Annotated in this window: 18 protein-coding genes; 8 read left to right on the top strand and 10 right to left on the bottom strand. The window is 66.5% G+C overall.

What is annotated here, in order from left to right:
- The first annotated feature begins 162 nt into the window (after positions 1-162).
- The 3 genes from L1Z78_RS14160 to L1Z78_RS14150 are packed head-to-tail and all read left to right on the top strand — an operon-like array spanning position 163 to position 4,483.
- Complete coding sequence (locus L1Z78_RS14160; protein WP_234637044.1) at positions 163-1,002, top strand: hypothetical protein; 840 nt, start codon at positions 163-165, stop codon at positions 1,000-1,002.
- Positions 1,003-1,043: 41 nt separating this feature from the next.
- Entirely contained in the window at positions 1,044-2,297 is a 1,254-nt protein-coding gene (locus L1Z78_RS14155) for an AAA-like domain-containing protein (RefSeq protein WP_234637043.1), read from the top strand.
- A complete protein-coding gene (locus L1Z78_RS14150; RefSeq protein ID WP_234637042.1) occupies positions 2,294-4,483 on the top strand; it encodes an AAA family ATPase in 2,190 nt (729 codons plus the stop codon). The genes L1Z78_RS14155 and L1Z78_RS14150 overlap by 4 nt, the downstream gene beginning before the upstream one ends.
- Positions 4,484-4,514: 31 nt before the next feature.
- Here L1Z78_RS14150 and L1Z78_RS14145 read toward each other — a convergent pair whose 3' ends face one another.
- On the bottom strand, positions 4,515-5,267 hold the full coding sequence (locus L1Z78_RS14145) for a hypothetical protein (protein ID WP_234637041.1): 753 nt from the start codon (positions 5,265-5,267) through the stop codon (positions 4,515-4,517).
- Positions 5,268-5,560: 293 nt separating this feature from the next.
- On the opposite strand from L1Z78_RS14145, the gene L1Z78_RS14140 reads away from it, so the two are divergent.
- The 3 genes from L1Z78_RS14140 (at position 5,561) to L1Z78_RS14130 (ending at position 9,546) form a co-directional block, all read left to right on the top strand.
- Positions 5,561-6,040: a sigma-70 family RNA polymerase sigma factor gene (locus L1Z78_RS14140; protein ID WP_234642172.1), complete on the top strand. Its 480-nt coding sequence runs from the start codon at positions 5,561-5,563 to the stop codon at positions 6,038-6,040.
- Positions 6,041-6,042: 2 nt separating this feature from the next.
- Positions 6,043-6,996: a FecR domain-containing protein gene (locus L1Z78_RS14135; RefSeq protein ID WP_234637040.1), complete on the top strand. Its 954-nt coding sequence runs from the start codon at positions 6,043-6,045 to the stop codon at positions 6,994-6,996.
- 90 nt (positions 6,997-7,086) lie between these two features.
- Positions 7,087-9,546, top strand: coding sequence for a TonB-dependent siderophore receptor (locus L1Z78_RS14130; protein WP_418921618.1), 2,460 nt, complete (start codon positions 7,087-7,089; stop codon positions 9,544-9,546).
- A gap of 31 nt (positions 9,547-9,577) precedes the next feature.
- Here the strand turns inward: L1Z78_RS14130 and L1Z78_RS14125 are convergent, their stop codons facing one another.
- The 6 genes from L1Z78_RS14125 to L1Z78_RS14100 all read right to left on the bottom strand — a co-directional run bounded on the left by L1Z78_RS14125 (position 9,578) and on the right by L1Z78_RS14100 (position 20,090).
- Positions 9,578-10,216: a LysE family translocator gene (locus L1Z78_RS14125; protein WP_234637039.1), complete on the bottom strand. Its 639-nt coding sequence runs from the start codon at positions 10,214-10,216 to the stop codon at positions 9,578-9,580.
- A gap of 142 nt (positions 10,217-10,358) precedes the next feature.
- A complete protein-coding gene (locus L1Z78_RS14120; RefSeq protein ID WP_234637038.1) occupies positions 10,359-15,884 on the bottom strand; it encodes a DNA repair ATPase in 5,526 nt (1,841 codons plus the stop codon).
- A 105-nt stretch (positions 15,885-15,989) separates the two neighbouring features.
- Positions 15,990-18,065 carry a flotillin family protein gene (locus L1Z78_RS14115; protein WP_234637037.1) on the bottom strand — a complete coding sequence of 692 codons (2,076 nt, stop codon included), beginning with the start codon at positions 18,063-18,065 and terminating at the stop codon, positions 15,990-15,992.
- A gap of 79 nt (positions 18,066-18,144) precedes the next feature.
- Entirely contained in the window at positions 18,145-18,837 is a 693-nt protein-coding gene (locus tag L1Z78_RS14110) for a ubiquinone biosynthesis protein UbiH (RefSeq protein WP_234637036.1), read from the bottom strand.
- 41 nt (positions 18,838-18,878) lie between these two features.
- The gene (locus tag L1Z78_RS14105; RefSeq protein ID WP_234637035.1) at positions 18,879-19,589 is read right to left on the bottom strand and encodes a PspA/IM30 family protein; all 711 of its coding nucleotides are present in this window, start codon (positions 19,587-19,589) and stop codon (positions 18,879-18,881) included.
- A gap of 42 nt (positions 19,590-19,631) precedes the next feature.
- On the bottom strand, positions 19,632-20,090 hold the full coding sequence (locus L1Z78_RS14100; protein WP_267966974.1) for a YjfI family protein: 459 nt from the start codon (positions 20,088-20,090) through the stop codon (positions 19,632-19,634).
- A gap of 512 nt (positions 20,091-20,602) precedes the next feature.
- Here L1Z78_RS14100 and L1Z78_RS14095 point away from each other — a divergent pair.
- Both L1Z78_RS14095 and L1Z78_RS14090 read left to right on the top strand, forming a co-directional pair.
- The gene (locus L1Z78_RS14095; protein WP_234637033.1) at positions 20,603-23,167 is read left to right on the top strand and encodes an EAL domain-containing protein; all 2,565 of its coding nucleotides are present in this window, start codon (positions 20,603-20,605) and stop codon (positions 23,165-23,167) included.
- A gap of 222 nt (positions 23,168-23,389) precedes the next feature.
- Positions 23,390-23,761, top strand: a complete 372-nt coding sequence (locus L1Z78_RS14090) for a response regulator (protein WP_234637032.1) — start codon at positions 23,390-23,392, stop codon at positions 23,759-23,761.
- Between the two features lie 15 nt (positions 23,762-23,776).
- Here the strand turns inward: L1Z78_RS14090 and L1Z78_RS14085 are convergent, their stop codons facing one another.
- From L1Z78_RS14085 to L1Z78_RS14075, 3 genes are read right to left on the bottom strand one after another with little or no spacing between them, the layout of a single operon-like run.
- A complete protein-coding gene (locus L1Z78_RS14085) occupies positions 23,777-24,907 on the bottom strand; it encodes a hybrid sensor histidine kinase/response regulator (protein ID WP_234637031.1) in 1,131 nt (376 codons plus the stop codon).
- A gap of 35 nt (positions 24,908-24,942) precedes the next feature.
- On the bottom strand, positions 24,943-25,557 hold the full coding sequence (locus L1Z78_RS14080; RefSeq protein ID WP_234637030.1) for a chemotaxis protein CheB: 615 nt from the start codon (positions 25,555-25,557) through the stop codon (positions 24,943-24,945).
- Positions 25,554-26,393, bottom strand: coding sequence for a CheR family methyltransferase (locus L1Z78_RS14075; RefSeq protein WP_234637029.1), 840 nt, complete (start codon positions 26,391-26,393; stop codon positions 25,554-25,556). The genes L1Z78_RS14080 and L1Z78_RS14075 overlap by 4 nt, the downstream gene beginning before the upstream one ends.
- Positions 26,394-26,398: the final 5 nt, after the last annotated feature.

Below are 26,398 nucleotides of genomic sequence, written 5' to 3'. Positions count from 1 at the left end.
CACGGGAGCGCCTCCCGAATCTTGCGGGCCTTCGGCGGTGGACAGCACGTCAACCGGGCCGCCTCCGGCTGGACAGGCCGGGGAGGGCAAGGCGCCGCATACCTGTAAACAATCGCGCCATCCACTTCGCATCACAGGCGCCTTCAAAGGCCGGCGACCCGCATGTCCAGCAACGTCCACACCCTGTACCTGTTCTTCGACACGCCCCTGCAACTGCGGCGGGTGCAGCTTATCTGCCAATACCTGGCCTGTCAGTCATGGGAGCAGGCCGAGCGCTGGATCCATGAACTCGACCCGCAGCTGGAACGTGCGGCGCTGTGGGATGACGACTGGGGCAATGCCCATGCCCTGGGACATCCCCAGCATCTGGAGCTGGCATTTGACACCCGCACCACGGCGGGCATGCCCTGGCACCTGCTGGAGACCTTGTTCCAGCACGGGCTGCAGTCGGCCGTGCTGCATGTCTTCCACGACCAGGTGGGGGAGAGCGAGCGCTACCATTTCGATGGCGCGCAATGGATCGCCCACCACGCCTGGCTGGCGAAGTATCCGCAGCGTCAGATCCTGATCGATCCCGAAGGCAAGATCTACCCCGCTGCAGGCGAGGGCCCCGGCAGTGACGGCAAACGGGGAGCGGACGGCACGGCTTTCAGCGACCCCGCCCAGCCTATGGCGCTGGCCCGCCTGCGCGAACGCGATGAACAGCGTGAGCGCGAGGCAAAGGAGTCGGTGCAGGCATTGCTGGACACCGTGGCCAGCCTGCGCGAGAGCGGCGTCTCTCCCGTGGATGGCATCGTGGGCCTGTTCGTGCTGCGGGCCGGACTGCGCGGCCTGTTCCAGGCACTGGCCTTCACCGTCGTCGTCGCGCTGGCATTGCGGGGCCGGCACCTGTGGCTCTGGCTGCCCCTGGGCCTGGTGCTGGCCGTGCTGCTGCCGCTGTACCGCATGGCCCGGGCACGGCGCGAGTTTCGGGGGCAGGGCGGCGCAGACACCGCATCCTGAGACAATCGCCGCTCGCCAGAATGAAACAAATTGCACAAGACATGACACCGACTTCCGCCATCGAACAGGGGGCCACCGTGGCCGCCGGTGCCCACGAGGATTTCGGCCATCTGCTGGGTCTGTACATGCGCCGCATCCGTGCCAGCGCTTCGGGCGTGGCCACCGAGATCGGACTGAGCCGCGAGGCCGTCAACAACTGGCGCAATGGCGTCTCCCTGCCCAATCCACGTTCGCGCGACCGGCTGGCGGCCTGTGCTCGGTACCTGCGCCTGACCGAGGCCGAGACCAATCGCCTGTTTGCCGCGGCGGGGTTCGCCACCGAATTTCCCTTGCAGGCGGCGGCCACCGGAGCCCAGCCCTTCGCGGGCTTCATGGACAGGCTGTTCCTGCAACTGGCCCAGGCCAGGCCCTACGCCATCACCATGCTGCTGTCGCCCGCCCACTGGGGCCAGCCGCCGTTTCGCCAGGAGCTGCTGCTGCGCGCCCGCGCTCAGTATGGCGCCGATGCGGTGCTCCATATCCAGCCGCCCTACAGCGTGAGCACGGAAGCATCCGACTATTTTGCGGCCCTCGCACGCCAGTGCGGGCTGGGCGAGGTCGGCTCCGACTATGAGTTCGAGGCACTGCTGGAAAAGCGCCTGCTCGCCGGCGGACGGCTGTTTTGCCTGGTCAGCCGCTTCGAGCAGGGCACGGCGGCGCTGCGCGAGACGCTGGCAGGCATTCTGCGCAGCCTCAGCGAAATGCACAGCGGCCGGCTGCATCTGCTGCTGTGCGGCAGTGAGGCGCTGGCCGATCTCAAGTACCGCAGCGGTGACCTTTCGCTGCTCAACATCGGCCAGGTGGCCCATTGGCCGGACCCGACACTGGAAGATCTCAGGCTCATGGCGCACCAGCACTGGCCCGGCACACACTGGCCGATTGACGTCATCCAGGCGCTGCAGGACCTCACCGGAGGGCATCCCGCCCTCTATGAAGAAGCCCTGCAATGGTTGATGGAGCAGGGGGTGTCCGTGCAAGCCGTGCACTCGCCCCTGTTGCGCGCGCACCTGGTGGCCAGCGCGCGCCTGTGGCAGACCCTGCTGCCCCTGGTGCAGGACCCGGCCGCACGCGAGCAATTGCGCGGCCTGCTGGGTGCGGCCTGCCTGGGCCGTGCGCGCCCCTATCTGCAGGATGCCATGCTCAGGCGTCTGTTCTGGGGCAACCTGCTGCAGGTGCGTGGAACCGGGGAGGGCGCCCATCTGCACTGGCGCTGCGACATCGCCCGCGAAGCCGCCCAGGCGGTATTGCAGGCATGACGGGCGAAAGCCGGCGGACCTGGCTGCCCGGACCCTATTGGCGTGCCGCGCTGCTGGCGGCGGCGACGCTGTTCATCGGAACGGCCATCCTCCTGCCCGGCTACAACCCTGCCACCCGTGCCAGCCTGCAGGGGGCGGAAAGCGCCGGGCGGGTCTGGAACGAGATCAACGTCTGGCGCCTGGCCCTGACGGAATATGTTCGGCAGGAGGAGCGTTGGCCGCAGGACATCGCTGCCCTGGCCCCCGCCATCGCTGCCCCCGTGGTGCGCATGACCTCGCCCCGACCCTATGTGCTGCAGGTGGATATCGTGCAGGACGCCAGTCTGGGCGTACTGTCTGGCACGCAAGCCTTGCTGGAGGTCGACAGCCATGGGCAGAACTGGAATTGCCAGGCCGGCCAGCCCCCCGTTCCGCCGCGCTACCTGCCGCTGAACTGCAGTCAGGCGCCGGGCCAGCCCGAGCATGATCCTTTCGACTGGCTGCGCCGCATCATCTGGACCAGCGCGCTGGTGTTCATCGCTCTGGCCGCGCTGTGGCTGCTGCGCCATCCCCTGATAGGCCCGGCGCAGCTCAAGCCGCAGAGCCTGCGCCGCAAACCCTACCAGCATCTCCCCCAGCTCGATCGGCTGCTCAGGCTCACCGGCCGCCGGTCCGCCGTTCTGCGCGCTGCGGGCATCCGCCTGCCGGACTGGCAGCGCGCGCTGCGCCTGGACCGCGCCGGCCCCGGCGCCCGCGTCCGTGCACTGGCCGAACGCCTGCCCGCAGCCTGCAAGCCGGCGCAAGGTGAATGGGCCTTGCCTGGTGATATGTTCGAATGGACGCTGCCGTCCGAGTTGCCGGTGGCCCTGGGCCGTTGCCTGGTGTACGTGCCTCCGCCCGAACTGGACGAGGGCGAACTGGTCCGCCAGTTGCGCCTGTTGCAGACCGGCGGCGATGTGGTGCTCATTCTGAGTCCCCAGCATCCGCAGTCCCCCATGCCGCTGTTGCTGCGGCATGCGCAGGACCGCGCCAACCTGCACGTGGTCCTGGACAGTCCCTGCCAGACCGAGTGGCTGGTGGGCGGCGAGCCTGTCCAGGTCTTGCTGCGGCTGCTGTCCGGGCAACTGCAGGTCACGCGCATATCGCCCTACCAGACCCGTGGCGGCGTGACACGCGAGGATGTGTTCTTCGGCCGCGAGCGCCTGCTCGCCCGCGTGCTCAACCGCGAGCCGGCCAACTATCTGGTCGTCGGCGGACGCCAGCTTGGCAAGAGCAGCCTACTCAAGGCCGTGCAGCGGCGGTTGCAGGAGCATCCTTCGGTGGCCTGCCATTACATCTCGCTGCGCGACCACCGCCTGGCTCCCCGCCTGGCCGCGCAGTTCGGGCTGCCGGTGACGGCGCCGCTGGAGGAGATCATCGGGCACCTTCAATCGCAATCGCAGGGCATGCGCCTGTACCTGCTGATCGACGAAGCGGACCTGTTCTTCCGGGATGAAGCCCGCCATGGTTACCCCCAGCTCAGTGCACTGCGGGCACTGAGCGAGGAGGGCCGCTGCTGGTTCATGCTTGCCGGATTCTGGGACCTGTATGCGGCGGCATTGCTCGACTACCAGTCGCCGCTGCGCAATTTTGGTGAAATCCTGGCCATCGGCGGACTGGAGCCGGCCGCCTGCCACGCACTGGCGACCGAGCCCCTGCGCAGGCTGCGCCTGGGGTTTGCCAGCGATGCACTGGTCGAGCGCCTGATCGAGGCCAGTGGCAGGCGTGCCAATCTCGTGGCCATTCTCTGCCAGGAGTGCCTGGAAGCGCTGGGCCCGGACGAGCGTGTGATCGAGGAGCGCCACCTGAGCCAGGCCCTGGCGTCCCAGCCCGTGCAGGACGCCCTGGTTGGCTGGGGGAGGCTGAGCACCGACGAGCACGCCTGCCGCCTGGACCGCATCGCGGTCTACCACACGGCCCAGCAGGGCTGGACCAGTCTGAATGCGCTCGATGCCCTGGTGCATTCACAGGGCGGTGCCACGGGTCAGGCACAGGCCCTGCGCCGCGCACTGTCCCGCCTGCAACTGGCCTACGTGCTGCGTAGGGACACCGCCCAGGGCGTGCACGATGCGCGCTACAGCTTCACCATTCCGTTGCTGCAACGCCAGTTCGAGCCACAGGAAACAGCCTTGCTGCTGCGCCAGGAGCTGCAAGCCCTGCCACCCTGAAGCCAAGGGGGCAGGGCGCGGCTGCGGGATCCTAAGGCAGGAAAGCCGGAGACAGCAGGCGCAGCCCGATGGAGAACCAGCGCTCCTGCGTGCCGCTGCCGGCCCGGTTGCCATAGGTGGTGTCGAGTTGGACGTGGTTGGGCACCAGCCAGTAGCGCAGACCCATCTGATAGAACGGCCGACCCTGGTTCTGGCCAAAGGTCTCGGCGATCAGCCAGGTCGACGGGCTCAGTTGCGCTTCCGTGCCAAGACCCCAGGTCATCCGATTCCGGTCGACCTGCTTTTCGCGCAGCCAGCCGAGATTGGTGTGCAGGAAAAGGCGGTCGTCCTTGAACGCGAAGGTCGCGGGCACATTGACGTAGACATCGCCGATCAGGTTGTTGCCGGTGTGGATGTCTGGATGGCGCACATTGCCCACGGTCAGGCCCCAGGCCCATCCGTCGGGCTCCAGCGTCTTGAACAGGGTCTTGCCCTGGATGAGGACGTCGGTGGTGCGCACGCCAAAGTCGCTCTTGCCCCGGGCCGCTCCGATCGCCAGTTCGAGATTGCCCGTGAAGTTGCATGCGGGCTGCGCCCAGTATTCGGTGCTGTCGCGGTTGAACTTCGTCCAGCTCTCCAATTGGCAGGACTTCGGATCGACGATGCGGGCATCGTCGGTGATCATCGGACGGGCCGCTTGCGTCGGGCCGGCGGCCAGCAGTGCCGCCAGCGCCAGGCCACAGGCAGTCAATGGGGCAAGGAGACCAGCCAGGCGCTTGCCCGGTTCAGAAATGCATGCGTGCATGGCGCGAGGCATGGAGTGGTGAATGAGGACTCGTGCACGGCGGCCAGCCACCGTACGGTTCGATTTTTCTCGCGTATTGTTACCGGAGCATGTTCCTGGATGTGGATTCTCGTATTTGATTTAACATAATATACATCGTATCTACTTGAATTCTTCGGGACAGACATCCGGCGGCGCAGAAAATGCAAATGAGAATCCATATCAGTTGGGTAGAATGCCAACCTCATCGATACACCGAGGAAAGGCCCGTGTCCCCATCGACCGACAACGCCGCCAGCCATGCGCTGGGCAGCATGTACGTCCAGCACAATCACTGGCTGGTCGCATGGTTGCAGCGCAAGCTGGGCAATCGCAGCGATGCGGCGGATCTGGCCCAGGACACCTTCACACGCATCTGGGCCGGCGCAAAAGGCGAAGCGATAGTAGAGATCCATGAGCCCAGGGCCTACCTGACGACGGTGGCCAGGCGGTTGCTGGTCAATCACCTGGAGCGCCGCTCGCTGGAGCAGGCCTATCTGGCATCCCTGCATCTGCTGCCGCAGGCCTGTGCGCCGTCGGTGGAGGCCCGCGCCATCCTTCTGGAGACCTTGCAGGAGCTGGATGCACTTCTCGATGCATTGCCCGCCAAGGTGCGCACGGCGTTTCTGATGTCCCAACTGGAAGGACTGTCCTACGAGGAGATCGCCGCACAGATGCAGTTGAGCGTACGCACGGTGACACGCTACATGGCGCAGGGCTTTCGCCAATGCCTGCAAGTGATGCTCCACGGCTGACCATGTCGGTTGCCGATCCACGCATCCTCGATGAAGCGGCCCGCTGGCTGGCCCGCAGGCATGCCTCCGACTTCAGCGAGGTCGAGCAGACCGCTCTGACACGATGGCGCAACCAGAGCTCCCAGCATGAGCATGTCTGGCAACATGCCCAGCAGCTGCAGGATCGCATGGGTTCGGTGCCCGCCGCGGTCGGCATGGCTGTCCTGAATCGGAGCCGCCCGAAAGGCACGCGCCGCCATGTGCTGCGTGCGGCGGCCCTGGCAGCAGCCACTCCTGCGCTGGGATGGCTTGCCTGTCAGCACATGCCCTGGCGGGAGTGGACGGCCGACTACAGGACAGCCAAGGGCGAGCAGCGCACACTCACGCTGGCCGATGGCAGCCGGGTGCTGCTCAATACGGACTCTGCCATCAGCGTGCGCCTGGACCGCGAGGCGCGGTACATCAGCCACCACGCGGGAGAAATTCTCGTAGAGACGTCGCACGCCACGGAGTACGCCGCCCTGCCCTTCATCGTGCAGACGGCGGACGGCCGGATGCAGGCGCTTGGCACACGGTTCATCGTGCGCAAGCATGGGCACGGCACCACCTTGTCGGTGCTGGAAGGTGCCGTGCGTGTCATGCCTGCCGACTCCCCTGCCCCGTGGGTGGTGAACGCCGGCGAGCAACTGGATTTCGATGGCCGCGGCGCCGGCCCGGTGATGCCGCTGGCCATCCGGCCGGATGCCTGGACGCAGGGCGTGCTCCATGCGGAGAACCTGCCGCTGCGGGATTTCCTCGCAGAGATTGGCCGCTATCGCCAAGGCCTGCTGGGCTGCGATGCAGAGGTGGCCGACCTGCGCGTTTCGGGCAGCTACCAGCTTCGCGATACGGATGGCATCCTGGCCCTGCTGGAGAACAGCCTGCCGGTGCGCGTGCGCACGCGCACCCGGTACTGGGTGACGATCACGCGCCGCTAGGCTTTTTTTGCGAACGCTGTCCTGTTTTTCGACCTCGCCTGTCAAGGGGGGTGAATTCCACCCTTTCGACAGCTACGAGGATCGAACGACATGCACACCAGCCCCTTGCGCGCCACGGCCCTGGCCGCCCTCTCCCTGACCACGGCAATGCTCCTGCAATCGCCCCTGGCCCAGGCCGCCGGCACGGCCGGCACCAGCTCGCCAAAGACCTACCAGGTTCAGGCGGGGCCGCTCGGCCCGGCCCTGATGGCCTTTGCCGCGCAGGCGGGTGTCAGCCTGGGCATGGACCTGGACCGGCTCAAAGGCTTGAGCGCGCCAGGCATGTCGGGGGCATTTTCCATTGACGAAGGATTCGCCTACCTGCTCGGGAACACAGGCCTTGCTGTACGCAGGGTGAGCCCGGGCAACTATCTGCTGGAGACGCAGCCCGTTGCAGCGCCCGGGCCCGAGGCCGTGCGCGATGCGCTGGAGCTGGCCCCCGTCACGGTGACGGCGCGCACGCAGAACAACCTCGTGGCCCCATCCCGTCAGGTAAGCATTCTCGAGGCCGAGGAAGTGCAGCAACTGCGCCAGGGCTCGGACAGCCTTGCCACCTTGCTCAGCAAGGTGGTCCCGGGCATGGCGGACTCCAGCCACACCATCACCGACTACGGCCAGACGCTGCGCGGGCGCAACATGCTGATCCTGGTCGATGGCGTTCCGTTGAACACCAATCGGGACTCCTCGAGAAATCTCGCCAACATCAATCCGGTGGATGTCGAGCAGATCGAGGTTCTGCGCGGCAGCAGCGCCATCTACGGAAGCGGTGCGGCCGGCGGGGTTGTCTCCATCCGCACCAAACGCCCGTCCGGAGAGGCCAAGGCACAAACCATCGTGACGGGTTCCGCTCCGCTATCCAAGCTGCGAGGCGCCGGGCTCGGCGGTGAAGTGCAGCACTACCTTTCTGGAGGCGGCGAGGTGGTCGACTACTCGGTGAGCCTGGGGGGCAGGCATGTCGGCGGATCCTACGATGCCAATGGCAACCGCATTGCACCGGAGCCCAGCCAGGGTGATCTGTTCGACTCCAGCGTCTACAACGCCTCGGCCAAGGTCGGCTTCAAGCTCGATGCCACCCAACGACTGCAGTTGTCGGCCAGCCACTACAACGCCAACCAGGACACAGACTATGCGTCCGACCCTTCGGTGGCACGGCTGCCGGCCGGCACGGCGTCAGCCAGGCCGATCAGGGGGCTGGTGCTGTCCGATCAGAACCAGATCAGGAACACCATGCTCGGACTCGATTACGAGAACCGTGATTTTGCCGGCAGCACGCTGGCCGCACAGCTCTACTACCGGGACTTCTACACGCGCTTCGCACCGTTCGACGCCCGTGCGGTGCCGGTCCGAGGTGCCAATGTGGACCAGTCCATGCAGAACTCCGACGTCTTCGGGGGGCGCCTGACCCTCAAGACGCCTCTGGGCAAGGACAGGAACAGCCTGCTGATCTGGGGCGCCGACTTCAATCACGAGCGCACCGACATGCCCATCGACATCTTCGACCCCAAGGCCTATGACGCCAGCGGAGGGCTTGTCTTCCACAAGATCGGCCGCCTGATGTACATGCCCCCCGTCACCACCCGCAGCCTTGGCGCGTTTGCCCAGTTGCAGCACAAGTTCAACGATCGGTGGTCGGCAGAGGGTGGCGTGCGCCATGACCGCGCACAGGCCAGCTTCGACGATTTCACGCCACTGTCCCAATCAAGGGCGCCCAGCCCCCAATCCGTGGCGGGTGGTACCGTGAAATACGGTGCATGGACCTACAACCTGGGCACCGTTTTCACACCGGTCAAGGGGCAGGAGTTCTATGCGTCCTACAGCCAGGGCTTCGAGCTGCCCGATATCGGGGTGGTGGTGCGCAATGCGAACCTGGGCTTCAACATTGGCAACTCCAACCTGCAAGCGGTCAAGACCCATACCGCCGAGATAGGTTGGCGCGGCAAGTTCTCCAATGTCGTCGCCAACCTGGGCGCTTTCCAGTCGCGCTCCGATCTTGGCGGCGTGCAGAGCTTCAACAACGGGCTCACCCTGCTTCGGACCAAGGAGAAAATCCACGGCCTGGAAGGTGGCCTGGACTACTTCAGCGAGGACGACCGCTGGAGCGCCGGCGGCAGCTTCACCTGGATGAAGGGGCGAGAGTTGCCGCAGGGCGCTGGCAGCTATCAGGACATGACCGGCTACCGGATTCCGCCACTGAAGCTGACCGCCTATGTCGAGTACCGGCCGGATTCCCACTGGAGCCACCGGGTCCAGGCGACCTCCTACGCATCCAGGGACTACCGCCTGGACGGAAAAACCAGCTTCGGCCGCCATGACACCAAGGGCTACACCACGGTGGACCTGATCAGCCAATGGAAGATCGACCCGAAGAACCGCGTGTCTCTGGGCGTGGAGAACCTCCTGAACCGCAGCTACTTCCCCCTCTACAGCCAATTGCTTCGCAGCAACAACAACATGAGCCGCCTGCCCGCGGCGGGAACCGTGCTGAGGATCAGCTACGCGCACACCTGGTGACGGCCGGGGGCAGAAGGCAGAATGACCGGGGTCAGGCCATCCTGTGCCGGGCTTTCAACAGGCTCAGGCCCAGCGCGATGAAGGTTGCGCCCACGATGCGGTTGAACAGCTTTGCATGGGCCTGGACATGCCCTTTGACCAGCGAGATCAGCGCGACATAGAAGGCGTGCGAGATCAGTGCACAGGCCGCGAACGTCGTGGTCAGCAGCAGGTACTGGGTGAGCAGCGGCGCGTCCGGCACGACGAACTGCGGGAACAGCGCCGAGAAGAACAGGATGGACTTGGGATTGGTCAGCGACACGCCCAGCCCCTGTGCCACCAGTTGCCAGTTCTTGCGCTCGCGCCGCTCCGTGGGGGGGAGGCCAGCGTCGTCGCCTATCAAGGCCTCCTTGCTGCGCCAGCGCTTGACGCCCAGCCAGATCAGGTACATGGCACCGGCCACCTTCATGACCAGGAAGGCATTGGCCGACAGGCTTAGCACGGCGCCCATGCCGACCATTGCCAGCCCCGACACCATGAAAATGCCCGCCGAGCTGCCCAGCGAACTCCATGCCGTGCGCTTCGCGCCGACATCCATGGAGTTCGATATCGCCAGCAAGACGGCCGGGCCGGGAGTGAAGGAGATCACAAGGGAGACGCCGCAAAAAAGCAGCCAGTGCGCGAGAGTCATGGTGATGAGACAGGCAGGTGGGACAAGAGGACAGCACGCATTGTCTCCGACCGGACGGACATGTGTGGCCGCCCTCTGTCCGTTTCTCACGTCTGCGAGACCTGCCAGGCGCAGGGGAATGCCCCCTGCGCTCTTTCCTTGCCTACTGCGCGGACGCTGCGTCCCCGCGCTCCATGCGCTCGAAGGCCTTGTCGATCTCCTCGGAGCGTATGGCCCCCGCGGGCACGGGCCGCCCCGTGCGCTGGGCGTCGATCTGCTCCTGCATGCGCGTGGCCACCTGCATCAGCACGCGGTGCAGCCCCAGTTGCTGGCGGCGCGCCTGCTCCAGATGGGTGACCAGGGGCGCCAGTGATTGCGCGAGCAACTGGCCCCACATCTGGCCCGAGCGTTGTCGCTCCTCGGCGGGATCGATGGCCGCGCGAATGGGTTCGGCGGGCGTCGCCTGTGCCTTCAGCGCCAGCAGTTCGCGTATGCCCTGGAGCGAATCGCCGGCCGCATCTTGCGTCTGCAGCAGGCGGGCCAGCAATGCGTGCAGCTGGGCGGCCTGCCCCGCTGCCGCCTGCCTGTCCTCATGGTACCGGCTGGCCGCCTCGCCTGCGCTGTCCTGCGGCCGGGCCTGGGCCAGCTCGCGCGTGGCGGCCACGAGATCGACCAGCTGCGCCGTCACGCGCGTGGCGGCATCGGCATTGGCGCCGCCAGCGGCCTGGCGGCGCAGGAACTGCTGTTTGATCTGCTGCCAGCGCGCCGCTTCCTCCGGCCCCATGGCACCGCGCAGCTCGGCGAGCTTGAGCAGGTTCTCCTCGGCGCCCGTGGTCAGCATCTGCGCTTCGCCCTGGTAGTGGTCGGCCAGCATCTGCTGCATTTCCTGGTCGTTCATCACGGGCGTGATCTTCTCGGCCAGCTTGTTCATGTTGCGGTAGCTGCCCTGCAGACGGAAGGCCGGCTCGGTGCGGTAGCCGTCGTCCTGCGCGGCGCTCTGGATGTACTGCTGGTTGACCTTGAACACCAGTTCGCGCACCTGCACCATACGGGCCAGCACGGCCTCGATCTCGCGCAGCTCGGCCGATGAATAGTCGTGCGACAGCGCATTGCCCGAGACCTCCCGGCCCTGCGCCTTGTCCAGCAGCAGGTACAGGTCCTGCAGGCTGCGCGTGGCCATGGGCGCCAGCACGGCGTTGGAGGTCATGCTGTTTTCGATGTAGCTGAGCTTGAACACCTCCTGCATGCCGCCGAGCACGTCGCCCAGGTTGTAGATGTCGGCACGGTTGGCCAGCATGTCGGGGATCTTGAAGACCTCGCCCGACTCGGTGTACGGGTTGCCCGACATGACCACGCAAAAGCGCTTGCCGCGCATGTCGTGCGTTCGGGTCTGGCCCCGCCACACGCCCTCGATGCGGCGCGTGCCGTCCGACAGCGAGATGAACTTCTGCAGGAACTCGGGGTGCGTGTGCTGGATGTCGTCGATGTACAGCATCACGTTGTTGGCCATCTCCAGCGCCAGGTTGAGCTTTTCCAGCTCCTTGGCGGCCGTGGCGTCCGGCGCCTGGGCCGGGTCCAGCGAGCGCACGGAGTGGCCCAGCGCCGGGCCGTTGATCTTCATGAAGATCAGGCCCAGGCGGTTGGCCACGTACTCCATCAGCGTGGTCTTGCCGTAGCCTGGCGGCGAGATCATCATCAGCAGGCCCATCTGGTCGGTGCGCTTGTTCTCGCCGGCCACGCCGATCTGCTTGGCCAGGTTGTCGCCGATGACGGGCAGGTAGATCTCGTTGATGAGCCGGTTGCGCACGAAGGACGACAGCGGCCGGGCCTTGAATTCCTCCACCCGCATGCGCGACCGCCAGTCGCCCAGCACTTGCTGGCGCAGCGCCTGGTAGCGCCCGAATCCGGGAACGAAGCAGCGGTAGTGGCGCGCGGCGCGCTGGCCCAGGTCGTCGATCTGCAGCCACATGCGGCCGTCCGCAATGCGCGGATGCTGGCCCAGCAGGCCCGGCACTTCATGGCGCAGATCCACGCTGCTGACCTTGCAGGGCAACTGGCCGGCACAGCACAGCCAGGCGGCAGCCTCGCCGCAGTAGGCCAGCCAGGCCGTCGTCTGTTCCTCGCCCAGCGCGCGGCAGGCGGTCTGCAGCCAGTGCAGCGCGCTGCGCCAGCGCTCGGCCAGCGGCGCCACGCCCTTGTCGTGCCGGTCCTCGCCCTGCCAATAGGCCTGTATCTCTTCCCAGCGCTGCAGCGGCTGGGCCTGCTGCTGAACGGCGGCCTGCAGCGCGGCAATGGCCGACTGGCTGTAGCTGGAGAAGGAAAAGCGCACGGCCTTTTGTGCCAGCTCGGCCTGCAGGTAGTCGGCGGCGCCGTGGATCAGGCTGTCGATCTCGCTGTCTGCAGGTGCCGCCTGGCCCGGCAGCAGGTCGCGCAGCAGGCCCCGCTCCTCGGCATAGGCGCGCAGGCGCTCGGAAATGTCGGCGCGCAGGCTGAGCTGTTCGGCCTCGCTGCCGAACATCTGCTGCATGGCCTGGGCCTGCTGGGCGCGCAGCGGCCACTGCGCCATGGCGGCGGCCAGCTGCGGCTGCTGCACCTGGGCCTGTGCGCTCCAGAACAGCAGGGCCAGCGCGCGGGCGTCGGGCGCAAAGCGCAGCACGCCGGCGGCATCGCGCAGGGGCAGCAGCACCTGCAGGATGCGGGCTGCGTCATGGTCGTGGATGCCGCGCTCATAGCCTTCGCGGTAGCGCGGCGCGGAGAATTCGCGGATGGCCTGGGTCAGCGCCGCCTCGTCGGGCAGCAACTGGCCCAGCCGGGCCTCGCTCCAGCCGTCACGGCGCTGGCGCGCGGCCAGCACCACTTCCAGCGCCAGGTATTCGCCCCGGTAGAACTGCGGCGATTCGGCCGGCGTGGAAGCATCCCAGTAGGCCTGCAGGGCGGCCAGCTCCGGGTTGTCCACGGGTTCGAAATACTCGGTGCCGACCAGGTGCAGGAACAGTTCGCCGTTGCGCGGCAGCAGGGTCAGCTCCAGCGCCTGGTCGCCCACGCTGAAACGGTGGCGGCCCAGGCGGATGATGGCGCCATCGCCTTCGTACAGCTCGGTGCGGTCCTGCAGCACGCGAAACGCCTGGTCGCGCAGGTTCTTGACGCGGCCGTCGATGTCGTCGGCCTTGACCGGGTCATGCAGTTGCTCCCGCAGGCGCTGGGCCAGCTCCTTGAGCTTGGTGATCAGCGGATCGCCCGCGAAAAAGGCATGCAGGGCCTCGGCGCTGGCGAGTTTCTCGGTGCGCTTGGGCAGGCTTTGCACGATGCGCAGCGCCGCATCCAGCACACCCTGCGCCTTGCGCTGGCGCTCATCCTGCAGCGCCTGGCGGCGCGCCTCGAAGCTTTCGAGCACCTCCTCGCGCTTGGCCATGATGTCGCCGAGGAACTGCTCGTGCTCGCCAAAGCGGCTTTCGATCTCCTCCAGCTGCACCAGCAGCCGCGCGAGCTGCTCGTCGCATTTCTCGGGGGTCTGCGCCAGCCCCAGCGCGCTGACGATGCTCTGCGAGAACAGCGCCAGCTGGGCTGCGAACTGGGCCACATTCTCGGCGCCGCCCAGGCTCGACCTGCGCTGCTCGGCGCGCGCGCGCACCTGGTTCAGGCGCGCGTAGATGGCCGAGATCCGGTCCACCACCTGGGTGCGCTGCGTGGCATCGTCGATGGACAGGCTGCCCATGAGTTCGGACAGCATGTCCAGCGCGGCGGCCATCTCGGCCATGCGTGCCAGCGGTTCGTTGATCTGCACCACGGTGGCCGCCGCCTGCGCGGCCTGGTCCAGGGCCTGCAACTGCTCCACATAGGGCTGCATGGCCTGTTCGGTGGCGATGAAGCCGGCCGTGCGCCGGGAAACATCGGCCTGGGCTTCGCTGGCACCCTGCACCATCGCATCGATGGCGGCCTGGTCCACGTAGCGCAGGTCACGCGTGGCCATGAGCTGGCCGCGCAGCTGGCCCAGCTGCGTGAGCGCATCCACGTATTCACCGATGCTGCTCCAGTCGGCCAGGCGCAGTGTCTTGAGCAGTTGGCCGTGCCGCGTGGACACCTCGGCCATGGCTTGGGCCGAGGCCTTGCGGATGCTCTCGACCTTCTCGTACTCGTCCAGCACCGCATCGCCCGTGGCCACGATGCCCAGCAAGGTCTCGTGCACCTCCTTCATCTGCGGCGCGCCCATCCAGTGGTAACGCTCGAACAGGCGACGCGCGGCATCGATCAGGCGCTCATAGCGCGGCAGCGAGACTTCGGTGGCCGCGATCTCCTTGCGTACGCTGTAGAGGTCGGAGATGCCGCTGACCAGCTCGGCATTGCCGATGCGGCCCAGGAAGCTGTCACGCTGGGGCTGGCTTGCCGCGTAGTCCTCCGACGCAAACGGCGTGCGCCAGACCTGCATGGGGTGCACGCGCGAGGCCTCGTTGCTTTCGGCCGCGAAGATCACGATGCGGCCATCATCCATGCGGGCATAGCCATGGCCGATCAGGGGCGGCTGCAGGGCGCGCTCGATCAGGTTGTACTTGAACAGCGCCATGCGCCCGCTCTCGGGCTCGTAGAACACGTAGAGCACGTCCTCGCCGTTCGGCGAACGGATGCTGCGCCGGTAGCGCATGCCCTGCATGTTCTGCTCGAAGGCGCGGTGCTCTCCGCTTTGCAGGTAGTAGCCACCGGGGAAGATGATGCCGTGGTCCTGCGGCAGCTGGATGCAGGCCGCGCCGATGGCATCCACCCGCACCACCTGTTGCGACAACGTGTTGTAGATCAGGTAGCGCCACTGGTCTTCGCGGTAGGGCAGTATCTTCAGCAGGATCAGGCTGCCCACGGCGGCGTACTCGAACACGGCATCGTCCAGCGACTGGTTCTTCTCCTGGACCGGCTCGCGGTAGATCCCCAGGCCGTCGTTGGTGTTGTTCTCGACCTTGATGGTCAGGTCACCGTTCAGGGTCTCGACGAAGACCTTGTCCAGGATGTTGATGTGCGGATGGCGCCCCTGCACCAGTTGCTCGCGGCCGGCGCGCTGCCACTCGAAGTCATGCGGGGCGGGCAGCTCGATGTCCCGCTCGCCCCGGTTGTCGATGTAGCGGATGGGCTGTCCATCGACCGGGACCGACCAGCGGAACACGCGCACGTCGGACAGGCGCTCGCCGATCTGGAAGCTAGCCAGCAGCTTGCCGCCCTTCACGGCCAGCTGCATCAGCCGGGTGTTCTTGTAGTAGGCGTACAGCTCCTGGAAATCCTGCACGAAGCTCTGTATGCCCAGGAAGCTGTCCTTGAGGTCCACGGGCGTGACCTCGTAGCCCTGCTCTCCCTCGTGCAGGCGGTAGAGGACGAACACGTCCTCCACGCGCGTGGACTGCTTCAGGCCCATGAAGACGTTGTAGCCGAACAGCAGGTAGCCGCCGACCTGGGCGATGTCACGGCCCAGGCAGTTGTTCTCGGTGCGCACGCGCATGCGCCCGACGACCTCCATCTGGCTGCGGCCGAACTCCTCCAGCCGCTCTTCGTTGAGCTGGCGCACCAGCGCCTCCAGCGACTGGCCCTGGCCCTCCAGGCGCTTGGCCAGCACTTCATAGGAGCCGCCGCTGGCGACCGCCTGGTCCACCGCGGAGGCTGCGGTGCCGGCGGTGTCAGCGGATGGGGACGAGGGGTTCGGTTGGGACATGGGCGTCACGGACTTTCGCGTGTCAAGGACGATTCACGCCCTCCGCGCCCTGCGGGCGGCGGAGGTCGGATGGATGAAGGCCGGCGGTTCGCGCCGGCCGGACGCTTAATCGGCCCTTTGGGCGGGCGGAAGGCCCTTGCCCTCGACCAGGCCATTGAGCAGGGATGCACCGCCCTTGCCGCTGAGGAACTTGTTGAGCAAATCCTGCACGATGGGGCTCTTGCCTGCCACACCCTCGACGGCCTTGCCCACGGACAGCGCCTTGGCGAAGTTGTCGAAGAAAGCGCCCTCGCCGCCCACGATGTCGATGTTGGCCTTGCTGAGTGCGGCCGACAGCACCTCGGACTGGTCCTTGGCCACGCTCTTGTTGGCCTCGATGGCGGCCAGCGCCTGCTCGAAATTCTTCTCCAGCTGCATGCGGAATTCCTCATGCGAGCGCGCCTGGTCGGACAGCGAGGCCAGCGCCGTGAATTTCTCGGTCAGGCCCTTGGCCTCGGCGAACAGCTTGTCGCGCAGCACATCGGCCTCGGACAGGCCCACGTCGCGCGTGACCGTGGCCTTGGTGGCACCGACCTGGGCCTCGCCGCGCGCCTGGGCCAGCAGGCGCTCCTCCAGCACCTTGGCGTCGGCCAGGCCCTGCTTTTCGTTGGCATCGGCCGTGGCCTCGATGACGCGCGCCTCGGCCAGGCCCTTTTCCTGATGGCCCTTGGCCTCGGCCAGCAGCTTCTCGGTGATGACGCGGGCCTGGGCCATGCCTTCCTTTTCGATGGCGGCGGCCGTGACCTCGCGCACCTTGGCATCGGCCAGGCCGGGCGCGGCGCGCTCGACCTCGATGGCCTCGGCCAGCTTCTTCTTGGCTTCGGCGGTCTTGCTGGCGGCGTCCAGCTCGGCCTGGGCCATGGTGGTGACCTCCACGGCCTTGTGGCGCGAAGAAGCCTCGTCGGCCTCGGCCTTCTTGACCTGGCGCACCATGTCTTCCTCGGCCTGGGCCTGGGCGGTCAGCACGGTGACCTGCTTCATGCGCTCGGCCTCGGAGACCACGCGCACTTCCTTGATGCGCTCCTCTTCCTGGGCCACGGATTTCTCCACCACCACGCGCTCGCGCACCACGTTGGCGATGTTGGCCTTCTCCACCTCGATGGCCTTTTCCTTCTCGATGCGCTGCAGTTCCACCTCGCGCTGGCGGGCGACGATTTCCAGCTCCCTGGCGCGCGTGACCTTCTCGACCTCGATCACCACGGCACGTTCACGGTTCTGCTGGGCCACGGCCACTTCGCGCTGGCGGTTTTCCTCGCGGATGTCCAGCTGTTCCTGGGTCTGGATGCGGGCCTGCTCGGCCTTCAGGCGCTCTTCCTCCTGCACCTTCTGGGTCTCGGCCTGCTCACGGGCCTGGATGGTGGCGATCTCGCGCTTTTGCCGCGCCTCGGCGTCGGACTGCTGGCGCTCCAGCGCCAGCATGGCTTCCTTGGTCTCCACGTTCTTCTTGGTGATGGCCAGGTCGGCGTTGCGCTCCAGTTCGTTGGTCACGATGTTCTGGTTGGCCGTCAGCTCGGTGATCTTGCGGATGCCTTCGGCATCGAGGATGTTGTTGGGGTCCAGCGAGGACTTGGGCGTCTGCTCCAGATAGTCGATGGCCACGTCCTCGAGCACATAGCCGTTGAGGTCGTTGCCGATCACATGGATGATCTGGTCGCGGAAGTCCTGGCGGTTCTCGAACAGCTTGACGAACTCGATCTGCTTGCCCACGGTCTTGAGCGCCTCGGAGAACTTGGCGTTGAACAGCTCGTTGACGGCCGTCTTGTCCGAGGCACGGTCCACGCCGATGGCCTTGGCGACCTTGAGCACGTCCTCGGCCGTCTCGTTGACGCGCAGGTAGAAGGCCACGGTGATGTCGGCGCGCATGTTGTCGCGGCAGATCAGGCCTTCCTTGCCGCGCCGGTCGATCTCCAGCGTCAGCAGCGAGATCTGCATGAACTCCTTCTTGTGGATCACCGGCAGCACCAGGCCCCCGGTGAACTTGACCTTGGGCTGCGAGGTGGTGTCGTTGATGATCAGGGCCGTTCCCTGCGGCACCTTGATGTAGAACGCCTTGATCAGGGCGAACAGCCCGAGGATGACGATGAAGACGGAGCCGATCACCACCCCCACGACGATGTACCACTCCATGTTGCTCATGCTCATGCGAATCTCCCCTGTGAATTGCTATCTGTGAAAACGCTGTGAAACGGGATGGCCGCGCCGACCGCACGGCCGGCGCCCATCAGCGGATGGCGCCCCGGACGGACTGGACGGGAATGTCCGTGCCGTCGAATTCGGCCTTGCTGACCACGCGCCAGGCGTTGTGCTCGGGCAGGTGCTCGATGAGCACGATCTCGGTGCCACGCACAAGGCTGCGCTCGGGCGAGCGCATCTGAACGTTCAGTCCGGCCCCGCCATCCTCGACGCTGCCATAGCCCTGAGTGCCGTCCACCACGGCGCTGCGAACCAGGCCCGTGCGACCCAGCAGCACCTTGGGCTGCTCGCCGGGCGCCACCTTGCTGACGATTCCCCGCAGCGGGCGCAGCAGCAGCACCGTGGCCGCAAAGCCCAGCACCACGGCTGCCCCTGCGACCATGGCGCCTGTCAGCAGGTTGACCAGGGTCCAGCCATCGGGCATGGGCACGAAGTGGCACAGCACGTAGGAGGCCAGCCAGGCCATCAGGAACAGCGCGGTCAGGATGACGGTCAGCGGTATGCCGCCCAGCCCCACCTTGAGCAGCAGGCCCGCCAGCGCGCTGGCCGAGTGCTCCACGCCATGCGCATGGTCGCTGCCGTCGAACAGCACCCAGTGGTCCAGGGAGTCCACCTCCAGCAGGCCCAGCATGGCGATCACCCAGTACAGCAGCATGAACAGCAGCAGCGCACCGAAGATGAAGGTCGGAAAACCGAAGGCGTATTGCAGGAATGCAGACATGTTTCAGTCCTTTGCCCAGCCGCGAGGCACGGATGCTCCCATCAGGCGCTTTTCCCGCCGGAGGCCGCGCGCTGGGCCTTCAACCGCTCCAGCACCGACTGGGCATTGCCTGCCTGGGGCGTGATGCCCGCGGCCCGCAATTTGGCGTCCAGCGCATCCTCCTGGCTGTCGCGCGCCAGCTCGGCGGCGCTTTCCATGCGCGCGCCACGTTCGGCCTGCTTCTGCTTGATGCGCTCCAGTGAATCGAGGGCGCTTTGCACACGCGTCTGCGATCCGGCGTAGCGGCCTGCCACCGTGGCCTGGGCACGCTGCACGCTTTCCGTGGCCTTGACCGTGTCGGCCTGCTGCTTGAGGCGCTTGATGTGGGTCTGCGCCGTCTGGATGGCCGAGCGCAACTGCTCCACGCTCTGCGTGTAGGCGTCGAGCTGGGATTGTTCCTCGTCGCGCTGCGCCTCCAGCACGGACACCTTGCCCGCCACTTCCAGCGCCAGTGCCTCATCGCTGGAATCCAGCGCCTTCACGGCATAGCCTTCATATTCGGCGATGCGGTCCTGGGTCTGTCTGAGCTTGCCCGCAGCCAGCTTCTGCTTGGCCATGATCTCGGCCAGCGCCTCCTTGGACTTGTTCAGGTCGCTGTCGGCATCGCGGATCTCCTGGTCCAGGATGCGCAGCGCCTGGCTGTCGGTCACCGCCTCGCCTGCCTCGTGGGCGGCGCCGCGCAACGCGGTCACCAGCTTGTTCCAGATGGTCATGATGATCTCCTTGGGCTCAGTGTGTTCAACGGGCTGCGCGCTTCAGGCCTGCGCGGATGCCGGCGCCAGGTAGTGCTCCAGCGCCTCGGTGGCCTGGATCACGCTGTCGGCCAGGGTCAGGATCTCGGCGATGACGTCGCCTTCGCTGCTGCTGGCATGCAAGGCCGCGAACATCACATAGCCTTCACCGCCATGGGCCTGCGGCTCCAGCGCCATCGTGGTGAAGGGAAAGAGCTTTTGCAGGCGCAGCATCTGCTCATTGAGGCCGGCACGGTCGCGCACCTGATCGGCCGGCCACAGAAAGGCCTCCACCACCAGTTGGTCGCCCGACAGCGCCACATGCACCGGCAGGTCACCGAATTCAGGCAGGCTGACCAGCAAGCTGGCATCCGCGCCTTCGAGCACCTCGACATGGAGCCTGCCGCCCTGCACCAGGGTCGATTGCTGGAGATCGTCCGCCAAGGCATGGATATCCCGGTATGCGTGCCTGCTGCTTTCCATTGCGCCCTCCTTGTGGCTGAGAACCATTGAATCCGGTTGCGACCGTGGCATTCGCATCTGTCTTTCCAATTGCTGCAATGCCGCGCCGTACTCTGGAAGAATCCAGACCTCCTTTTTCACCAGCCCTTGCTCGCGCAGCCTTTGCCGGTGCAGACGCTGGTAGTAGGCGGATGTTTTCTGTTCCATGCGCACACCATATCAAGCATTACATGTGATGTCCACATGTAATGATGGTCAATTTGTAAACGAATGAGTAACGCTGCTCTGCAGGCCTGTGCGGTTCCCCTGCGCCATTGCCCGGGCATTCGGACGCCATTGCGATGAACGCTGCGGCGCCATTGCAATGGGTCGAATGGACCCGCGCATCGGCCCATTCCCGACCCGTGGCATCGGGCCGCCGCCGCGCACCCTGGCAAGCCCGGATGTCCGCGCCCAGGCGCTGAAGGCGCTGCACAATCAGCCTTGTCGCAGGCCGATCCGTTCCTGGATTGCCTGGTGCCACGCCACCATCCATGCCCCGCTTCCGGTTCTCGCTACGCACCGCAGTCACGGCGCCCTTCGTTGCGGTGTTCGCCGTGACGGCAGGGCTTTTGGCCGCCTGGCAACAGCGCCAGGTGGACCATTTGATCCACCGCGAAAGCCAGCGCCTGCTCGACTCCCTGTCCACGACCATCAGCCACCAGCTCGGCGACTATCTGGAAACCCCGCTGCGGGTGCAGCAGGCCCTGGCCGAAACGGTGGCCAGGCAGGCGCTGTACACGCCGGGCGACATGCGTCCCATCTACCGCTACCTGACACGCTCGTTCACCGAACTGTATTCCCAGCACCAGCAGATCAGCCTGCTGAGTTTCGGTGGAGCCCAGGGCGAGTACACCGGCGTGCGCCTGGACCCGGATGGCAAATACCGCCTGATCCTGCAAGACGACAGCACGCAGGGCGTTCTGCACATCTATCCCGGCCTGGAAACGGGCCGTCCCATGAGCAGCCTCACCGGCTACGACCCGCGGGTGCGGCCCTGGTACGGCCCGGCGTCGCGGCAGGCCGGGCCGCACTGGTCCCCCATCTACACCGTGACCGGCGACCGGGGCGATGTGACGATCTCCGCCTCCACGCCCGTGCGCGTGTCCGGCCAGCTGACCGGTGTACTGGCCGCCGATGTGCGCCTGAGCAGCATGAACCGCTTCCTGCGCGATGAGCCCCTGCGTGGCAATGGCCATATCGCCGTGATCGATGCCCAGGGCTACCTGGTGGCGCACTCTTCGGCGGGGTCGGTGCTGCGGCGCCAGGGGGGGCCGTACGAGCCCCCGGCGCGCGTGCTCCTGTCCGACAGTCCCGATGCCGCCCTGCGCACTCTGGCGCAGCGCCTGCCTGCCCCGCGGGATGCCGGAGCATCCGCGCCATCCGCGCGGACCTCCATCAACCTCAGCTTCGAGGAGCAGGGACAGATCTACCATGGCCAGGTCACCGCATTCCATGATGCACGCGGCATCGACTGGCGGATCCTGGTGCTGCAGCCCGAGTCGGATCTGGTCAGCAGCATGCGTGCCGACAGCCGCCGTGCACTTTTCGGCGCCTTCGGACTGGCCTTGCTGGGATTGATGCTGGGTCTGTGGTGCCTGCGCCGCACCTTGCGTCCGCTGGCCGTGACCGTCGATGCGGCCAACCGCCTGGCCCAGGGCGACTGGGGCGCGGTCAAGGCATTGCCCGACACCTCGCTGGCCGAGACATCGGCCCTGGTCTGCGCTTTTCACGACATGGCGCGGCGCCTCCAGGAGTCCTTCGAGCACATGCGTACGCTGCTCCAGCACGACACCCTGACCCGACTGCTGACGCGCGCCGGCCTGCTGGAGCAGGCGGACGCGGCGGCCAGCGCCAGCGCCCGCCCCGCGGCCCTGTGTCTGCTGGAGCTGCAGAACTTCCGCAGCATCCGCGACGATGTGGGCCACGGTACGGGTGAGCAGTTGCTGCGTGCCGTGGCCGATCGGCTGCGCGATCAACAGCCGGCCTGTCCCGCGTTCCTGGCCCGCACTGCAGGCAATGAATTCGCGGTGCTGTGGCTGCATGACTGGACCACGCAGCAGTTGCAGGAACAGTGTCGCAATCTTCTGGAAGTCTTCGCGCAACCGTTCTCCGCAGGCAAGGACGACATCCTTCTGCGCGCCAGCGCGGGCGCGGTCGGTGGCCTGCTGCAGCCGGGCGCGCTGCCCGAATGGCTGCGCAATGCCAGCATCGCGCTGGGCGAGGCGCAGCGCGGCCGGCATCCCCTGGTGCTGTTCGAGCCCGGCCTGGCGCAGAAGATGCTCGGGCGCACGCATCTGGCGACGGAACTGCGCCAGGCGCTGGAGCGCAACGAGCTGCGGCTGCTCTACCAGCCCGTGGTGGATCTGGCCACCGGTCGCATGGCAGGAGCCGAGGCACTGGTGCGCTGGCAGAGCCCTTCGCGCGGCATGGTGCCGCCCTGCACGTTCATCCCCGTGGCCGAGGAATCGGACCTCATACTGAGCGTGGGCGAATGGGTGCTGCGCACCGCCGCCCACGACATCGCCACGCATCTGGCGCAGTTGCCCCCGCAGTTCGAGCTGCATGTCAACGTCTCGGCGCGCGAGCTCATCCAGTCCGACTTCGTCTCCACGCTGCAGCAGATACTGTCAGGCAGCGGGCTGCCGGCGTCCGTGCTGACGCTGGAGCTGACCGAGTCCATGCTGCTGGACGACAGCGACACCACGCTCCAGCGCATCGCCAGCATCAGGGCGCTGGGAGTGCGCATCGCCATCGACGACTTCGGCACGGGCTACTCTTCCCTGGCCTACCTGAGCCGGCTGCGCTTCGACTGCATCAAGATCGACCAGAGCTTCGTGGGCCAGTTGCCCGCCTCCGAACCCGACAAGGCCATCGTGACGGCCGTGCTGCGCATCGCCCAGGGCTTCGACGTCAGGGTCGTGGCCGAGGGCGTGGAAGAGAAGGCCCAGGCCACGCTGCTGCACGAGCTGGGCTGCGGGCAGGCGCAGGGCTACCTGTTCGAGCGACCGGTGCCGCTGGCGCAGATGCTGGGCTATTGCTCGCCCTGGGGCGCCTGAACCTGGCGCGCAGACCACAGGTGGCGCGACGGCAGAGCGTCTTTCCAGCCTGCTGTCTGCATGGTGTTTGTATTGCACAATCCAATTTCGCCTGGCGAGCCCGCTTCATGGCCGCAAAGATTGCGTGCTGTCCTACGCGGCCTGTGCAGCCGGCTGTGGATGATCACCCCTCGATGATGCTGCTCTTTTGATAGCACCATGACGCACTGCAACCCAAGAGATATGCGAATCCTGTACGTGGAAGACAACGCCGACCTGCGCGAAACCATAGGCCTGCTGATGGAGGCCGATGGACGCACCGTGACCAGCTGCGCGACTGCGGAGCAAGCCCTGGAGCTGGACTCGTCCCTGCCGTTCGACGTGGTGGTCTCCGACGTCAGCCTGCCGGGGCTGTCGGGCACGGACCTGGCGCGCAGGCTTCTGGCCGAGGATGCGCAGCGCTGGATCGTGCTGTGCTCGGGCTACGACCTGGGCCACTACCCGGCCACCTGGGGGCCCCAGGTGCGCACGCTGCTCAAGCCTTTCGAGATCGAGGACCTGGAGGCACTGCTGGGCAGCATCCAGGGGTCGCTGCACAGCAGTGCCACCCACTGACCTTGGCGATGGCCATCACAGAAGTGTCCTGGCGTCCCCCGCCGACGCATTGCGCGGCAACTCCACCCTGAAGCTTGTCGTCCCGTCGGCCGACCGCACGTCGATCCGGCCGCCATGGCTGCGCACGATCTGGTGCGCGATGAACAGGCCCAGGCCCAGGCCCTGATGCTGGCCGGGCCGGCGCTCACCGCCCCGAAAGGGATTGAACAGCGTGGGCAGCAGATCCGCAGGAATGGTGCCACCGTTGCTGACCGTCACCGACACGCGATCTGCGGTGCGGCCGTCTGCCTGCACATGCACCGGCTGCGCCGGATCGCCATGGTGCATGGCGTTGCCCACCAGATTGGCCAGCACCTGGCACAGGCGTTCACCATCCCAGCAGCCCTGCAGGTCTCCCTGCAGCTCGCACTCCAGGCGTCGCTGTGGAAAGGCGGATTCCACCTCCTGCAATGTGCGCCGCAGCAATGCCTGCAGATCCGCGGGCTGGGGCGACAGCGCAAGTCCCCCTGCCTGGCGTATGCGGGTCACGTCCAGCAGATCCTCGATCATCAGGGACATGCGCTGGCTGCTGGACTGCACGCGCCCGGCCAGGGCGGCCACCTTGTCGGAATCGGGCTGCCGGGCGAGCACGGTGGCCGCGGCCTTGATGGACTGCAGCGGCGTGCGCAGATCATGGCTGAGCACGGCCATGAACATCTCGTTGACACGCAATGCCTCCGTGCGCTCCTGCAATTGCTGGGCCAGGGCCTGCCTGCGCTGGTGCAGTTCGAAGAACACATTGGCCTTGGTGGCGAGCATGTGGGGATCGATGGGCTTGTACAGGAAGTCCACCGCGCCGCTTTCGTAGCCACGGAATTGCCAGTTGTGCTCGCGCGAGCCGGCCGTCATGAAGATCAGCGGGATGTGGCGGGTGCGCTCGCTGCCACGGATCAGTTCGGCGAGCTCGAAGCCGTTCATCTCGGGCATCTGCACGTCCAGCAGCGCCAGCGCCACATCGCTGTTTTCCAGCAAAAGCTCCAGCGCCTGGGGGCCCGATTGCGCCTTGAGGAACTCGATGCCATCGCGCTGGAGCAGCGCCTCGATGGCGACCAGGTTCTCGGCGATGTCATCGACGATCAGGCATTTGACGTGGTCTGGTTGGGACATGGGTTCTTTCTCGGTATCTTGTCGTGTTGGGGCGCTCACAGGCGCCGCTGGCCATGCAGGGACACGATGAGTGCCGCAATGCCCTCGGGTGAAGCGACTCGGGCCTGGGGCACGCGCGCCAGTGCTGCCCTGGGCATGGCCTGCATGCCGGCGCTCGCCGGCTCCTGCACGACGACCAGGCCGCCTGCGGCGTGTACGGCAGCCATGCCTTGCGCGCCGTCGTCGTTGGCGCCGGACAGCAGCACGGCAAGCAGGCGCTGTCCATAGCAATCCGCCGCGGACTCGAACAGCACGTCGATGGAAGGGCGCGAAAAATGCCAGGGCGCATCCAGGGACAGCGCAAGCCTCGGGCCCTGGTCCACCAGCAGGTGGTAGTCAGGCGGCGCGAAGTACAGGCAGCCCGGCTCCAGCCATTGCTGGTCCTGCACCTCGCGCACCGGCAGCGGGCAGCGCGGCCCGAACAGCTGGGGCAGCAGGCTGCGGCCATGACCCGGCAGGTGCAGCACCACGAGCACGCTGGCCCGCAGCGTGGCAGGCAAGGCCGCAAGCAGCACGGTCAAGGCGTCGAGCGCGCCGGCCGAGCCGCCGATCACGATGGCCTGGTAGGCTGGCGCAGCGCCGCTTCCTGCGCCGCCGACAGCGGCCGTCACAGCCCCGCCCTCTTGCGGTAGATGCGGTCTTCGAGAACGAAATCCTCGAAGGCCTGTGCATGCGCGGAAAACCGCAGCGACTCCTTGGAACCCAGGCCCAGGAATCCCCTGTGGCACAGTGAGTCGCGGAACAGGCCGAGGGCCCGGTCCTGCAGATCGCGCTCGAAGTAGATCAGCACATTGCGACAGGACACCAGGTGCATCTCCGCGAACACGCTGTCCGTGGCCAGGCTGTGGTCGGAAAACACCATGTGCTCGCGCAGCCGCTTGTCAAAGACCACGCGGCCGTAGCGTGCCGTGTAGTAGTGCGACAGCGAACCGTGTCCACCCGAGCGTGCGTGGTTGTCGGTGAAGGCGGCCACGCGCGACATGTCGAACACGCCCTGCTCCGCAGCCTTGAGCGCGTGGGGGTTGATGTCGGTCGCGTAGATCAGGCTGCGCTCCAGAAGACCCTCCTCGTCCAGGAGTATGGCCAGTGAATACACCTCCTCGCCCGCGCTGCAGCCAGCCACCCAGATCTTGAGCGATGGGTAGGTGCGCAGCAGCGGCACGACCTCGGTGCGCAGCGCGCGGAAATATCCGGGGTCGCGGAACATGTCGCTGACCTGGACCGTGAGGTATTCGAGCAGGGCCGGAAACACGCTGGCGTCGTGCAGCACGCGGTCCTGCAGCTGGGACAACGTCTGGCAGCCGAACTGCACCAGGGCCGTCTGCAGGCGCCGCTTGAGCGAGGCCTGGGCGTAGCCCCGGAAATCATAGTGGTAGCGGTGGTAGATCGCATCGATCAGCAGGCGCTGCTCGATGTCGGCCGTGCGGGCCTTTTTCTGGTGCGGCATCACGC

Source organism: Delftia tsuruhatensis (genome assembly GCF_903815225.1).
Classification (GTDB): Bacteria; Pseudomonadota; Gammaproteobacteria; order Burkholderiales; family Burkholderiaceae_C; genus Comamonas; species Comamonas tsuruhatensis_A.
Note: the sequence above shows the minus strand (reverse complement) of the source record. Positions and strands in the feature narration are given on the sequence as shown.